Here is a 13,140-nt window from a genome sequence, read left to right as displayed (position 1 = left end):
CTTGAGGGACAAGCAGCAAACCAATGCGACGTATGAATTTTTCCGGAGCTCGCGCATCGAGGCGGCGCGACCGGGATGTTGCGTCCCCGAAAGGTGGGGCAAAATCCCGTGCGATCCCCGCGCGACTGGCAGGTGGGGCACCCTCCCCCGCCAGCCCGGAGTCGGCGTCAGTGGCCGGCGGCTTCCTGCTGGTGAAGTTGTTCGCGCGCCTTGGCCGCAGCCCCGGGATCCGCCGAATCAGCGCCGGGCGCGACGCCTAGTTCCGCGAGCGGCTCGTCGCGGGTGCGATCGGCCGTGGCATTGTCGACGCCGGTAAGGTTGGCGACGACGGCAGCATTGGAGGCACCCGCCGCCCGCACCGGCGCCTCGCGATTGGCCGAGGACAGGATCATGAAGGACAAGGCCATCAACAGGATCACGGCCGCAAGGCCGGTCATGCCGACGCGGATGCGCTGCATCGCCTGTGCTGGATCCTGATGCGAACCGAATTTCATGACTGTGGCATAAATGTAACGCGCAAGCGTGCGCTTGTCGAGCAAAGCCTCAGCGCGGCGTCAACCATGCCGGGACAGGCAGCCCTTTCGCCTCGAGCCAGACGGGGTTGTACAGGGTCGAGAGGTAACGGAAGCCGGTGTCGCACAGGATCGTCGCGATCCGCTTGCCCGGCCCCAGCGCCCGCGCCAGCCGGACTGCGCCAGCAACGTTGATGCCGGACGACAGCCCCAGGCACAGCCCCTCCTCGGCGAGCAACCGACGGACCCATTCCAGCCCTTCCTCGTCGGAGATGCGGAACTGGGTGTCGATCGGCGCGCCTTCCAGGTTGCTGGTGATCCGTCCCTGCCCGATCCCCTCGGCGACCGAGGACCCTTCGGCGCGCAGTTCGCCGCACGCATAATATTCGTAGAGCGCGGCGCCATGCGGATCGCTGAGCGCGATGGTGACGGTCTCATCCTTCGCCTTCAATCCCAGGCCGACCCCGGCGATCGTGCCGCCGGTGCCCGCGGCGCAGGTGAAGCCGTCGATGCGGCCTTCCATCTGCGTCCAGATCTCCTCGGCGGTGCCGTAGATATGCGCCTTGCGGTTGGCGATATTGTCGAACTGGTTGGCCCAGATCGCGCCCGGCGTCTCCTCGGCGATCCGCCGGCTGGTGTGGACGAAATGGCCGGGGTTCGAATAGGGGGCGGCCGGCACCAGCACCAGCTCGGCGCCGAGCGCGCGCAGCGTGTCCATCTTCTCGCGCGACTGGGTCTCGGGCATCACGATGATCGTGCGATAGCCCTTGGCGTTGGCGACCAGCGCCAGGCCGATGCCGGTATTCCCCGCCGTCCCCTCCACGATCGTGCCGCCGGGCGCCAGCGTGCCCTGCGCTTCCGCATCGTTGACGATGTAGAGCGCAGCGCGATCCTTCACCGATGCGCCTGGATTGGCGAATTCGCACTTGGCGAAGATGTCGCAGCCGGTCGCCTCACTCGGCCCCTTGAGCCGGACAAGCGGGGTATTGCCGATCAGCGCGAGCGTGTTCTGGGAAACGTGCATGGCGGCTAGATAGGAGCGCGCCCCCGCCAGAGGCAAGCAACGCAATCTATTGCGCGACGCCGGCCTGCTTCAGATGCGGGCCCAGCCGGCCGGCGATCCACAGGAAGAACATCCGGTAGTCGGAAGCGAGCGACCAGAGCGGATAGGTGAAGGTCGCCGGGCGGTTGCGCTCCACCCCGAAATGCGCGCCCCAGGCAAAGCCGTAGCCGGCCAAGGGGATGGCGACGAACCACCAGCGGTTCAGCAGCACGCCCGCGGCGAGCGCGAGGAAGGTGAGCCCGGTGCCGATATAATGGAGCCTGCGCGTCGCCGGCCTGGCATGTTCGCGCAGATAATGGGGCCAGAAGTCCCGGTAGCGGGTGATCGTGCGGGCCATTGCGTCGAGCCTACCCGCTTTCGCCCCCGGCGAAAAGCCACCATGGACCAGAAGGCAGAAGGGATGGGATGGCGTCCCCCTTCCCGCACGGCCAGCGCCGGCCTAGACTCGCCGCGATGCCCGATCGCAAGCACAGCTTTCCGCCCGTCGTTGCACCCGATACCCGGCTGCTGGTGCTGGGATCGCTGCCCGGCGAACGCTCGCTGGCAGCCGGGCGCTACTATGCGCATCCGCAAAATCAGTTCTGGCAGCTGCTTTCGCCCGCCGCCGATCGCGATCTGGTCGCCTTGCCCTATGCAGCGCGTCTGGAGGCGCTGAAGGCCGCGCGAATCGGCCTGTGGGACGTGGTCGCCAGCGCCACACGGCCGGGCAGCACCGACGCGGCGCTGCGCGACATCGACCCGCACGACATCGCCGCGCTTGCCGCGCAGCTGCCCGACCTGCGCGCCATCGCCTTCAACGGCGCGACCGCGCACCGCCACGGCATGCGCCAGCTCGGCAGCGCCGCCGCGCGCTACACGATCGTCGCGCTCCCTTCGTCGAGCCCGCTGCACACCATCGGCATCGCCGCAAAGCAGCCTGCCTGGACGATGCTGCGCACCTATATCAGTGATAACGAGTAGCAATAGCGCATTTTCCCTCCTGGCACCCCGGGAAAGCTGCGACTCAGTAGCAATACGGAATAGCATTTGCCGCGCCGCCAGGTCAGGCTGCATCCTGAGCACCCATGCGATGATCACCGGCAGCGATCCTCCCCGCCCGACCGATGTCCGCTGCGATCCCGTCGGGGATTTCGGTTGCGATCCCGGTCAGGACACGAGTCTGCACGAGCAGCTGCTCGAACTGCTCGCCGATAGCGCCACCGAACTCCTCCAGGCCGAAGCGCTTGCGCCGGCGCTCGACCGAATCTTCGAACGCATCCGCCGCGTCATCCGGCTCGACGTGTTCTTCCATTACGCGTTCGACGAGGCCGGGCAGGCGCTGGACCTGGTCGCGTGGAGCGGCGTGCCGGATGCGCGGATGGCCGACTGGCGTCGCGTGCCGATTGCCCATGGCGTGTGCAGCACGCTGGCGCAGGACCGCCAGGTGATGATCGGCGAGAACATCCAGCAGTCCGACGACCCCCGCCACGCGGTCGCGCGCGGCATGGGCATGCAGGCCTTTTACGGCACTCCGCTGCTCCACAAAGGCCGGCTGCTCGGCACGCTTGCCTTCGGCCGGCGCTGCTGCGGCCGGTTCAGCGACGCCGAGATCCGCTTCCTGCAAACCCTTTCGAGCCATGTCACGCTTGCCGACCACCGGATCGGTGTCGACCACGAACTGCGCGCCCGGATCGAAGAACGCGACCGGATGCTGGCCGAACGCAGCGTGATCGAGCGGCAGATGCTGGAGCTGACCCGCGCCAGCGCGCTGGGATCGATCGCCGCGACGGTGGCGCACGAACTCAACCAGCCGCTCTCCGCCGCGACCAACTATCTGGCGGCCCTCCGGATGTCGTCTGCCGGCGACGAGTCTGCCCGCGCGCTCGCCTTGTCCGCCGAACAGCAGCTGCATCGCATCGGCGAGATCATCCGCCGCATCCGACGGATGGTGCGCCAGGACGATCTGCTGCTCGAGACCCGTTCGCTGGCGACGGTGATCGACGAGGCGGTGCTGGTCGTGCGTGCAGCGGCACCGGGACGGATTCCGCCGGTGACGGTCGCCATCGGCAGCGATGCGCCGCAGGCCCGCTTCGACAACATCCAGATCGTTCAGGTGCTCGCCAACCTGCTGCGCAACGCCGCCGAGGCGTGCGAGGGACGCCCCGCGTCCGCGATCACCATCGCGACCGAACGACTGGATCCGGAAATGGTGGTGGTGCGGGTGATCGACAATGGCCGCGGCATCGCCCCGGCGGTGAAGCCGACGCTGTTCCAGCCCGGGCTCCGCGACGGCACGCACCGCGAGCACGGCATGGGCCTCGGGCTCGCCATCTCGCGCCACCTGATCGAAGGACATGGCGGCCGCATCTGGACCGAGGACACCCCCGGCGGCGGCGCGACCTTCGCCTTCACCCTGCCGGCGGCGCCGGCGCGAACGCCCGTGCCCGCCTGACCCTGCGGCCTAGTCGCTGCCGTTGTCGGCGTTGCCCGCATCATAAGGCAGCGCGAGCGCTTCGTTGTACATGTCGCGATGCACCTGCTCGATGGTCTGCGGCTGTCCGCAGCCCTGCAGCCGCTGCCCGCCGATCTGGATCTCGGCGGCGAGCGGCGCGCCGTCGCCGCAGCGCTCAGGCCGCAGCGTGATCGTCACCGGCGCGCCCTCCGGCGTTTGCGTCGGGAACACCGCCTGGCCGCCCTTCACCTGCGGCGAGACCGGATAGAAGGGCACCGCCGCGCCCGATGCCGGCCGGTAGAGGATCCGCCCCGGTGCGAGATCGAGGGTCCAGCCCTTCCCCGCCACCGGGTGCAACTGCAGCGGCGCCGACAGGTCGACGCTGCCCAGCATCGGACCGCGCGCGACGGCGGCATTGGCCGGATCGTCGGCGGCGTTCTCGACGGAACTTCCGCCACACGCGCCCAGCGCCAGCGGCAACAGGATCCAGCACAAGCCAGGCTTCATACGAATGTCCTCCGCCTGCTTCCCTGCGCAGTCGCTCCGGCGCGGTCAAGCACGGTAAATGAGGTACTTCTTCGATCCTCGGCAGCATTCCCGAGTGTCCGGATCCCCCCTTCGCGCGCAATATTGCGTCTGGATCGTTGCGCCGCACCATCGGGTGAGACCATATATCCCGTTTTCGCTTGACGATGATTACCGCCTGAGGAAAAGCACCCTTCGCTATGAAAAACGCCTCCCCCCTCGCCCTTTCCGTCGTGGCGCTGCTTTCGCTCGCTGCCTGTAACAACAAGCCCGAAGTGGTCGACAGCCGCGCGCCGGACCCCATGGCTTCGCAGCTTGCGAACGCCGCTCCGGTCGAAGCCCCGCCGACGATCGAGACCACGGTGGCGTTCCGCTGCCAGCCGGGCAACACCCTGCTCGCCGCCGATTTCTTCAAGGGCGGCAAGATGGTCGCGCTGCGCGAGAAGAAGGATTCGCCCAAGTCGGTCCTGCTGACCGCGCCGGAAGCCGGCAAGCCCTATGTCGGCGAAGGCGGCTACAAGCTCGACGGCACCGCCAAGGCAGCCAAGGTCACCCTGGCCGACGGTTCGACCCACAGCTGCAAGGCCTGAGCCGCCGCTGCAACGCAAAAACAAGGCCCGGCGGGTATTTCCGCCGGGCTTTTTTCATGCCAGCTTCACGGGCGAGGAGACTCCAGTGGCCACCGTTGCGATTTACAGTCTCAAGGGCGGCGTTGGCAAAACAACGCTGACGATCAACCTGGCCTGGGCATCGGCCATGCGATCCGCGCGGCGCACCCTGCTCTGGGATCTCGATCCCCAGGCCGCCTCCACCTTCCTGCTCGGCGGCGATGCGGCCGGGCAGCATCCCGCCCAGTCGATCTTCTCCAAGGACGTCGCTGCCGCCAAGCTGATCCGCGGGACGGCGGTGGACCGGCTGGACCTGCTGCCGGCGGACAGCTCGCTGCGCCAGCTCGACCATCTGTTCCACGCGCTCGACAAGAAGAAGCGGTTGAGCAAGCTGCTCGGCGATCTCACCCAGGACTATGACCGCATCCTGCTCGACTGCCCGCCCGGGCTTACCGAGACCAGCGAGCAGGTGATGCGCGCCGCCGATCTGATTGTCGTGCCCGTCGTCCCCTCGCCGCTGTCGCAGCGCGCGTTCGAGGAGGTGGCGGCGCATCTCGGCCAGCGCGGCGCCAAGGTGCCGCTGCTGCCGGTGCACGCGATGGTGGATCGCCGCCGCAAGCTCCATGCCGAGGCGCTGGCCCGTCACCCGGACTGGCCGGTGATCCCGATGGCGAGCATCATCGAGTCGGTTGCCGTGCAGCGGGCGCCGGTGGGCGCCTTCGCCCCGCGCAGTGCGGGCGCGCGCGCGTTCAACGACGCGTGGCAGGTGGTCGAACGCATGCTCGGCGAAACCGCCGCCCGGCCGTGACGAGCCGTCGCGCAAGGGACATCGACCCGGCGATCGTGCTGCGCGCCTATGCCATGGGCGTGTTCCCGATGGCGGATTCGCGCGACGCCGGGTCGATCTACTGGGTCGAGCCGAAGCTGCGCGGCATCCTCCCGCTCGACCAATTCCACCTGTCGCGATCCTTGCGGAAAACCCTGCTGGCCGATCGCTTCCGCGTGACGGTCGACCAGGATTTCGCCGGCATCCTGCAGCTGTGCGCCGAAGCCGCGAAGGATCGGCCGGAGACCTGGATCAACGGCTCGATCGAGCGCGTGTTTCTGGAGCTTCACCGGCAGGGCCACGCCCATTCGATCGAATGCTGGGACGGCGACCGGCTCGCCGGCGGCCTCTACGGGCTGGCGCTGGGCCGGGCGTTCTTCGGCGAGTCGATGGTGACGCGGGTGCGCGACGCCTCCAAGATCGCGCTGGCGCATCTGGTCGCGCGGATGAAGGCAGGCGGGTTCCAGCTGCTCGATTGCCAGTTCATCACCGATCACCTCGCCTCGTTCGGCGCGATCGAGATTCCGCGGGACGCCTATGTCGCGTTGCTGGGCGAGGCGCTCGGGGCCTCCGCCGGCGCCGCGGCATTGCCGTCGGCCTCAGGCGACCTTTTCGCACTCGATGCGCCCGGCGACGATGCCGGCACGGTATCGGGCCCGCTGTCGCGGAAGGTCATCGCGCAGCTCTTGGGCCAGACGTCGTAAAGCGCATTCTGCACCACGTTGAGCGCCGGCTGCTCCTTGTAGAGCCAGCCGGAGAAGACGCGGTGCCAGTTCTTGTCCTCGCGGCGCAGGTCCATCTGCACGAAGGCGCCGGTCAGCCGGTCCTGCTCCCAGGGCGCGGTGCGCTCGCAGGCGCGCAGGCGGACCGTCATCTGCCCGTCGATCCGCGCGGCCTGGCCTGGCTTCAGCGTGATTTCGCGCTCGACGCCGTTGCGCTTGTTGAGCACGCCCAGCACCGCGACGCGCTCGCGCATCGGGGTGGCGGCGGCATCGACCGTCGCCGAATCAGGGCCGACCGCAACGGTATCCACGCCCTGATTGGCGGTTGCGCCGGTGATGACGATCTCGTCACCGGCATTGTCGCCCGCAGCGGCACCCTTGCCGCTCCCGCCACCCGAACATCCGGCCAGCGCGAGCGCGGCCAGCGCCGCGGCAGCCTTCATGCGTCGGGCGTCCAGGCCTCGTAATCGCCGGTCGCACGGACCCGCTGGCCGCCCTTTTCGAGCGCGCCGGGCGGGCGATAGGCGAGTTCGGTGCCGGTCAGGTTCGGCTCGGCGGGCTTCTGCCACGCGCGGACCGGCGGCAGCGCCTCGTCCGGCGCGCCCTCGATCTGGTGCGACAGCCAGCTGAACCATTCCGGCGGAATGCGGCTGGCGTCGTTGGAGCCCTTGTAGATCACCCAGCGGCGCGGGATGCCATTGGGATCACGGCCGCCCTCATAATAGAGGTTGCCGAGCGAGTCCTCGCCGACACGCGTCTTGCCGCGCAGGCCCATGCGAGTGCCGAACGTGGCGCCGTTCCACCAGGTGAAGATCGGAAAAGGAAGTCCCATGACCCTGCCCGATACCGCCAAGCGCGCGGCTCGGCAAGGTTCCGATGCGGCTCAACGCGCCGAATGCGCGAGGAGGAACGCGGCAATCCCTTCGGCCAGCCCCGGCGCCAGCGGCAGCGCGGGATCGCGATAGGTGGCGAGGTTGGCGGCACGCGCTTCCGAGTCGGTTGCCTTCAGCACATGCGTCATGCCCGGCACCACCAGCAGCGTCGCGTCGGGCCGGGCATGATGCAGCGCCTCGGCATCGGCGGCGGCGACCTGGATGTCTCGCGCGCCGGACACGATCAGCACCGGCCCGCGGTAGGCCCGGGCCAGCTTGGCGGGATCGAGCGCCATCTGGTCGATCAGGAAGCCCTGCACCGCGGGGTTGAACAGCGACATCAGCACCGGGGGCACGGTGGCGGGATCGACCCGCTCGCCATGCTCCAGCCGGGTGAAGCCCGCATCGGCCTGGGCCAGCATCGCCGGCGGCAGCCCGCTCGCCGCCAGCTGCTCGCGCAGGAGCACGCCCATCGGCCGCCCGGCGGCGGCGAGCAGCACCAGGCCGCAAATGCCCTCCGGCGCCTGCGCGGCCTTGAGCGCAATCAGCCCGCCCTCGCTATGGCCCAGCACCCATACGCAACGGGCGCCGGTCTTGGCCCGGATCGCGTCGATCCACCGGTGCGCGTCGGTCGCATAGTCGCCGATCGTCACCGCATTGGGATCGGCGATCGCCGCCTTGCTGCCGAACAGCCCGCGCTTGTCGACCCGCACCGATCCGATGCCCCGCGCCGCCAGCGCCTGCGCCAGCAGCTTGGTACTGTCGCTGTGCACGCCCAGCCGGTTGTTGCCGTCGCGGTCGGTGGGGCCCGAACCCGGAAGCATCAGCACCACCGGCTTGCCGGGCGCCGGGGCGATCCGCGTGCCGGCCAGCGCTCCCTGCGGCCCCGGCGCCTCGATGGCGGCTTCGGCGGGCGTTTGCGCTGCGGCAGGCGCAGCGGACAGGGCGAGCGAAAGCGGCAGAACCACGGACCACCAGGACGACATCAGCGTCTCCGAAGTATGATATCATATTTATATCGGAGAATGTCGCCCGGTGCAATCACGCGCGGTCAAAGATAGTCGGCGAGCAGCAGGGTGACGGTCTGCCGGCTGCCCTGCCGCTCGATCGCCAGCGGCACCGCCGTGCCGTCCGGGCGGGCCAGCATCGCCAGCGCGCCGGGCAGGTCTACGCCCGGCAGCAGGTCGCCGACCTGCAGCCCGGCGGCGGCCGCCGGACTGCCCGTGCCGATCATCGCGACGCGGACGCCCTGGGGCACGGGATCGAACCACAGGCCGGCATGCCCGTAGGGATCGCGCGCCGGCGCGAGCCCGTTGATCTTGCCCCATACCCGCCCCGCGGCCACCTCGGTCGCGAGGTTCAGGTGGCGGAGCAGGCCCAGCCCGAGAATGCCGTCGACGCCGGGAAACCCCATGCCCGGTGTCTGGTTGAGCACGACCAACGGCCGCTCGAAGCGCAGCCCGCCGCCCAGGTCCAGCACGTCGGCGCGGACCAGCGGGGAGACGCGGCCCGGCCCGTTGGTGCTCGCGGTGCGCACCGGCGCGAAGGGGGTGGAGGGCGCCCACAGGCCGCTGGCCTTCGCCGCCTCGCGATAGAGCTGGATATGCCCGGGCCCGCCGGTATCGAGCAGGAAGCGATAGCGCCTGCCGCCCAGCGTCCCGTGGACGAACAGAAAGGCCGAGCCGATGCCGCGCTTCGCGATCCGCGAGTCCAGCGCGGTGAACCCCGCCGGCGCCGCGCCGCGGCTCTTGGGATAGAAGCGCCAGACCCCGCGGTCGAAATCGAGATCGCTGTCGATCATGGTCAGCAGCGAGGAGGAGAGCGTGCCGCTGATACCCCTCCCCAGCCCCTCCGAGCCGAAGCCGGCAAAGGTGATATGACGCTGGGCGAAGACGCCCCCGAAAATCACGTCCTCCGCATCGTAAACGGGCAGCGTGCGGCCGTTGAACCGGGTCTGCCCGGTCTGTGCGAGGTGCAGCGATCGGGCAAGGTCTTCCCTAATCAGCCCGGCAAAGGCGCCGGTGTCGATCATGAAATCGAACGGTCCCTGCCCGCCCAGTCGCAGCGCGACGGTCACCCGCGCGCCGCGCAGCTGGACCGGCACCTCGATCGGCACGTTCGGACCGTCCTCGCCGGACGCGGCCCGGGCCGCGAGCGGCGCCAGGAGCGATGCAGCAAGCAGCGTACGACGGGACAGGGTCAAGGCGGGCCTCCACAACGGGCGCCGCATGCCGCCAGGAACGGCGGCCGCCTTCCGCGCCGACGACACCGCACCGCCGGCAGCTGGCTTTGTCAAGGAGGTCCGGCAAGCCCTTGATTCCGCGGCCCCACGCTATGCCCCGTGCCCGCGAATCCGTTGCCACCCCCTAAACCGGCGCCGCCCGCTTAGAGCGGCCGCTCGACCGCCACGGCGAGCGGGCCCTTCTCGCCCTCGACGATTCGGGCGCGCAGCGGCTGGCCGGGCTCGACCTCCTCGATGCCGGCGCGACGCAGCGTCTCCATATGGACGAAGATGTCGGCCGCGTTGCTGCCGCGGACGAGAAAGCCATAGCCTTTCAGGCGGTTGAACCATTTGACCGATGCCGATTCGAACGGACCTGCCTCGCCCATCAGCTTCTGGCGGTCGCCCCGCTCGGGGGCGCGCTTCACCGGCTCCACGGCCTCGGTCAGGTCGATCGAGACCACCGTCTTGGCCTGCAGGCCGCGCTGGCGCTGGACGGCGACGCATTCGATCCGCGCGCCCTCCGGCAGGCTCCGGCGGCCATGGTCCTGTAAAACCGAGAAATGGATCAGGATATCGCCGATCGCAGGATCATCGGCGACCATGAAGCCAAATCCACGCGTCACATCGAACCATTTGATGACGCCCTGATATACTCGCTCGTCCACGTCGGCATCGCTCACGAACCGGAGTTCCCCTTCCGATACGATCGAATAGTGTTCAGACGCCAGCTGTTGCTCAGCACGCATTATCGTTATCCCCCAAGCCAGCAACATTAACACAGCATTACCCAAAAGGGGAATCGCTTTGTGCGATCAGGAATGTCCCGCAATGAGCGCGCCATCCCCTTCCTCTCCGGGCTCCATCCTCAATATTCTAAGCGCGATTTCAGGCGGATGCCCCGCCCGTAAAAATGCAGCGACTTGCTTTTTGTGAAGTTCGCGTTCCGCGGGCACCGCGGCGAAAGGTCCGAATCGGCGGCGCCGAGCAAAGGCGAGCGCGCTGGCGAACGCATCGGCTTCGATCGCCGCTTCGAGATCGGCACTGTCCTCCGCGTCGATGCCGTCGTGGCGCAGCGCCATCGCCACCCGCCGCGCCCCCAGGCCCCGCCGCGCCATCGACCGTACCCGCATTTCGGCAAAGGCGCGATCGTCGACATAGCCGCGGTCTGCCATCCGCTCGGCGACGCCCTCGGGATCGGGCGGCCCCTCCCCCGCCCAGCCGCGCTCGCGCAGCTTGCGCACGAGATAGGCGGCAAGGCGCGCGCGCGTGGTGGCGAAACGCTCGACATAACGCAGCGCCAGCCGATCGAGATCGGCGGCGACGAGCGGTGGCTTGGGACGGGACGGTTGGGGCATGCGCCTTGATTGTGCCACACTGCCAACCGATTTTGAACGATACTGCGTAGCAGAGCCACTGCGGAAAACTGCGTTGTGGGGGCACAACGACCTGCTACCTCACGGGGGCACGAGAAAAAGAATGGTATTGAACGAAACGGGATCGCTCGAAACAGTGGATATGGCAGCGCCTGCGCCCACGCCCACGGAAGATACGCTCCCGCGCCGTTTCGCTGATTTCGAAACGCTGGGCGCTGCGCTGGACTATGCAGCGCAGGGTGTGCGCGGCCTGAACTTCCATGATGCGCGCGGCAAGCTCGCGCGGCCCTATCCCTTTGCCGAACTGCGTGCCGACGCGCTGGAGCAGGCGCGCCGCCTGATCGCGGCCGGTATCCAGCCGCAGGATCGCATCGCGCTGATCGCGGAGACCGGGCCGGAGTTCGCCGCGATCTTCTTCGGCGTGATCTATGCCGGTGCCTGGCCGGTACCGCTGCCGCTGCCGACGAGCTTCGGCGGCGCGCAGTCCTATATCGACCAGCTGCGCGTCCAGCTCGAAAGCTGCGACCCGGTGCTGCTGATCTACCCGCCCGAAATCGGCGCAATGTGCGCAGAGGCGGCGCGCCTGACCGACGTCGACGGGATCGACTGGGCAGCCTTCTCGCAGCGCCCTGCGCCGGAGACCGTGCTGCCGCAGGCGAAGTCGGACGACATCGCCTATCTGCAATATTCGAGCGGCTCCACCCGCTTCCCGCACGGCGTGGCGATCACCCACCATGCGCTGCTCAACAACCTCGCCGCGCACAGCCACGGCATGGAGCTGGAGGCCAAGGATCGCTGCATCTCGTGGCTGCCCTGGTACCATGACATGGGGCTGGTCGGCTGCTTCCTGTCGCCGGTCGCCAACCAGGTGTCGACCGACTACATGAAGACCGAGGATTTCGCCCGGCGTCCGCTCGCCTGGCTCGATCTGATCAGCCGCAATCCGGGCACCAGCATCTCCTATTCGCCGACCTTCGGCTACGACATCTGCGCGCGCCGCATGTCGAGCCAGACCAAGGCGAGCGAGCGCTTCGACCTCCGCCGCTGGCGCCTTGCCGGCAACGGCGCCGACATGATCCGCCCGGACGTGATGCAGCGCTTCGTCGACGCCTTTGCCGATGCCGGCTTCAAGGCGACCGCCTTCCTGCCGAGCTACGGCCTGGCCGAGGCGACGCTGGCGGTTTCGATCATGCCGCCGGGCGAAGGCATCGTCGTCGAGCTGGTCGAGGAGACCCAGCTCTCCGGCGGTACCGCCCGCGCCGATCGCCCGCAGCGCTACCGCGCGGTCGTCAACTGCGGCAAGCCGGTGCGCGACATGACGATCGAGATCCGCGAGGAAGACGGCACGCCGCTCCCCGAAAAGGCGATCGGCAAGGTCTGGTGCAAGGGCCCGTCGGTGATGGTCGGCTATTTCCGCGACGAGGCCGCCACCGAGGCGTGCATGGCCGATGGCTGGCTGGATACCGGCGACATGGGCTATATGTCGGAAGGCTATATCTACATCGTCGGCCGCGCCAAGGACATGATCATCGTCAACGGCAAGAACCACTGGCCGCAGGACATCGAATGGGCGGTGGAGCAGCTGCCCGGCTTCAAGCAGGGCGACATCGCCGCCTTCGCGATCACCACGCCCGGCGGCGAGGAAACGCCGGCGGTGCTGGTACAGTGCCGCACCTCGGACGAGCAGGAGCGCGTGCGCCTGCGCGAGGAGATTCGCGAACGCGTCCGTTCGGTCACCGGGATGAACTGCGTGGTCGAGCTGGTGCCGCCGCGCACCCTGCCGCGCACCAGCTCGGGCAAGCTCAGCCGCGCCAAGGCGCGCAACCTCTATCTGAACGGCGAGATCAAGCCCTACGCGATCGCCGCCTGAACCGGTTCCCGGCCGGGGCGCCCCCCGGCCGGATGCCCGGTGCGACATTGTTCCCACAGCGGCGAGGAAATGAACCTGTTCAGGTTCATTTCGCTATCAGCCTAACCTCTCGCT

The 13,140-nt window shown here is 68.5% G+C and carries 15 protein-coding genes and 1 pseudogene; 6 read left to right on the top strand and 10 right to left on the bottom strand.

The annotated features are described in order from the left end of the window. Positions 1-167: 167 nt before the first annotated feature. The 3 genes from QZ814_RS06785 to QZ814_RS06775 form a co-directional block, all read right to left on the bottom strand. Positions 168-458 (bottom strand): hypothetical protein, encoded by a 291-nt coding sequence (locus tag QZ814_RS06785; protein WP_294330386.1) that lies wholly within the window; start codon positions 456-458, stop codon positions 168-170. 85 nt (positions 459-543) lie between these two features. After that, the gene (locus QZ814_RS06780) at positions 544-1,536 is read right to left on the bottom strand and encodes a cysteine synthase A (protein WP_294330385.1); all 993 of its coding nucleotides are present in this window, start codon (positions 1,534-1,536) and stop codon (positions 544-546) included. A 46-nt stretch (positions 1,537-1,582) separates the two neighbouring features. Further along, complete coding sequence (locus tag QZ814_RS06775) at positions 1,583-1,912, bottom strand: DUF962 domain-containing protein (protein WP_294330384.1); 330 nt, start codon at positions 1,910-1,912, stop codon at positions 1,583-1,585. A 68-nt stretch (positions 1,913-1,980) separates the two neighbouring features. Between QZ814_RS06775 and QZ814_RS06770 the strand changes: the two genes are divergently transcribed. Continuing rightward, entirely contained in the window at positions 1,981-2,535 is a 555-nt protein-coding gene (locus tag QZ814_RS06770; protein ID WP_294330383.1) for a DNA-deoxyinosine glycosylase, read from the top strand. A 109-nt stretch (positions 2,536-2,644) separates the two neighbouring features. Next, complete coding sequence (locus QZ814_RS06765; protein WP_294330382.1) at positions 2,645-4,006, top strand: GAF domain-containing sensor histidine kinase; 1,362 nt, start codon at positions 2,645-2,647, stop codon at positions 4,004-4,006. 9 nt (positions 4,007-4,015) lie between these two features. Here QZ814_RS06765 and QZ814_RS06760 read toward each other — a convergent pair whose 3' ends face one another. Next, entirely contained in the window at positions 4,016-4,513 is a 498-nt protein-coding gene (locus tag QZ814_RS06760; RefSeq protein ID WP_294330381.1) for a hypothetical protein, read from the bottom strand. Positions 4,514-4,731: 218 nt separating this feature from the next. On the opposite strand from QZ814_RS06760, the gene QZ814_RS06755 reads away from it, so the two are divergent. From QZ814_RS06755 to aat, 3 genes are all read left to right on the top strand, one after another. Next, positions 4,732-5,121, top strand: a complete 390-nt coding sequence (locus QZ814_RS06755; RefSeq protein WP_294330380.1) for a hypothetical protein — start codon at positions 4,732-4,734, stop codon at positions 5,119-5,121. A gap of 85 nt (positions 5,122-5,206) precedes the next feature. Continuing rightward, positions 5,207-5,947, top strand: coding sequence for a ParA family protein (locus QZ814_RS06750; protein WP_294330379.1), 741 nt, complete (start codon positions 5,207-5,209; stop codon positions 5,945-5,947). Continuing rightward, entirely contained in the window at positions 5,944-6,669 is a 726-nt protein-coding gene (gene aat, locus QZ814_RS06745; protein ID WP_294330378.1) for a leucyl/phenylalanyl-tRNA--protein transferase, read from the top strand. The genes QZ814_RS06750 and aat overlap by 4 nt, the downstream gene beginning before the upstream one ends. Positions 6,670-6,704: 35 nt before the next feature. On the opposite strand, the pseudogene QZ814_RS06740 reads toward aat, so the two are convergent. The 6 genes and pseudogenes from QZ814_RS06740 to QZ814_RS06715 form a co-directional block, all read right to left on the bottom strand. After that, positions 6,705-6,941: pseudogene (locus QZ814_RS06740) on the bottom strand (DUF2155 domain-containing protein); the annotation flags it as partial. A gap of 185 nt (positions 6,942-7,126) precedes the next feature. Beyond that, a complete protein-coding gene (locus tag QZ814_RS06735) occupies positions 7,127-7,519 on the bottom strand; it encodes an NADH:ubiquinone oxidoreductase subunit NDUFA12 (RefSeq protein ID WP_294330377.1) in 393 nt (130 codons plus the stop codon). Between the two features lie 51 nt (positions 7,520-7,570). Next, on the bottom strand, positions 7,571-8,545 hold the full coding sequence (locus QZ814_RS06730; RefSeq protein WP_294330376.1) for an alpha/beta fold hydrolase: 975 nt from the start codon (positions 8,543-8,545) through the stop codon (positions 7,571-7,573). A 65-nt stretch (positions 8,546-8,610) separates the two neighbouring features. Beyond that, a complete protein-coding gene (locus QZ814_RS06725; RefSeq protein ID WP_294330374.1) occupies positions 8,611-9,762 on the bottom strand; it encodes an aspartyl protease family protein in 1,152 nt (383 codons plus the stop codon). 182 nt (positions 9,763-9,944) lie between these two features. Further along, complete coding sequence (locus tag QZ814_RS06720) at positions 9,945-10,529, bottom strand: cold shock protein (RefSeq protein ID WP_294330373.1); 585 nt, start codon at positions 10,527-10,529, stop codon at positions 9,945-9,947. A gap of 66 nt (positions 10,530-10,595) precedes the next feature. Then, positions 10,596-11,138: a regulatory protein RecX gene (locus QZ814_RS06715; protein ID WP_294330372.1), complete on the bottom strand. Its 543-nt coding sequence runs from the start codon at positions 11,136-11,138 to the stop codon at positions 10,596-10,598. Between the two features lie 160 nt (positions 11,139-11,298). Between QZ814_RS06715 and QZ814_RS06710 the strand changes: the two genes are divergently transcribed. After that, positions 11,299-13,026, top strand: coding sequence for a fatty acyl-AMP ligase (locus tag QZ814_RS06710; protein ID WP_294330371.1), 1,728 nt, complete (start codon positions 11,299-11,301; stop codon positions 13,024-13,026). Positions 13,027-13,140: the final 114 nt, after the last annotated feature.

The organism is uncultured Sphingomonas sp. (genome assembly GCF_913777625.1).
Classification (GTDB): Bacteria; Pseudomonadota; Alphaproteobacteria; order Sphingomonadales; family Sphingomonadaceae; genus Sphingomonas.
This window is presented reverse-complemented; position numbering and strand designations above follow the sequence as displayed.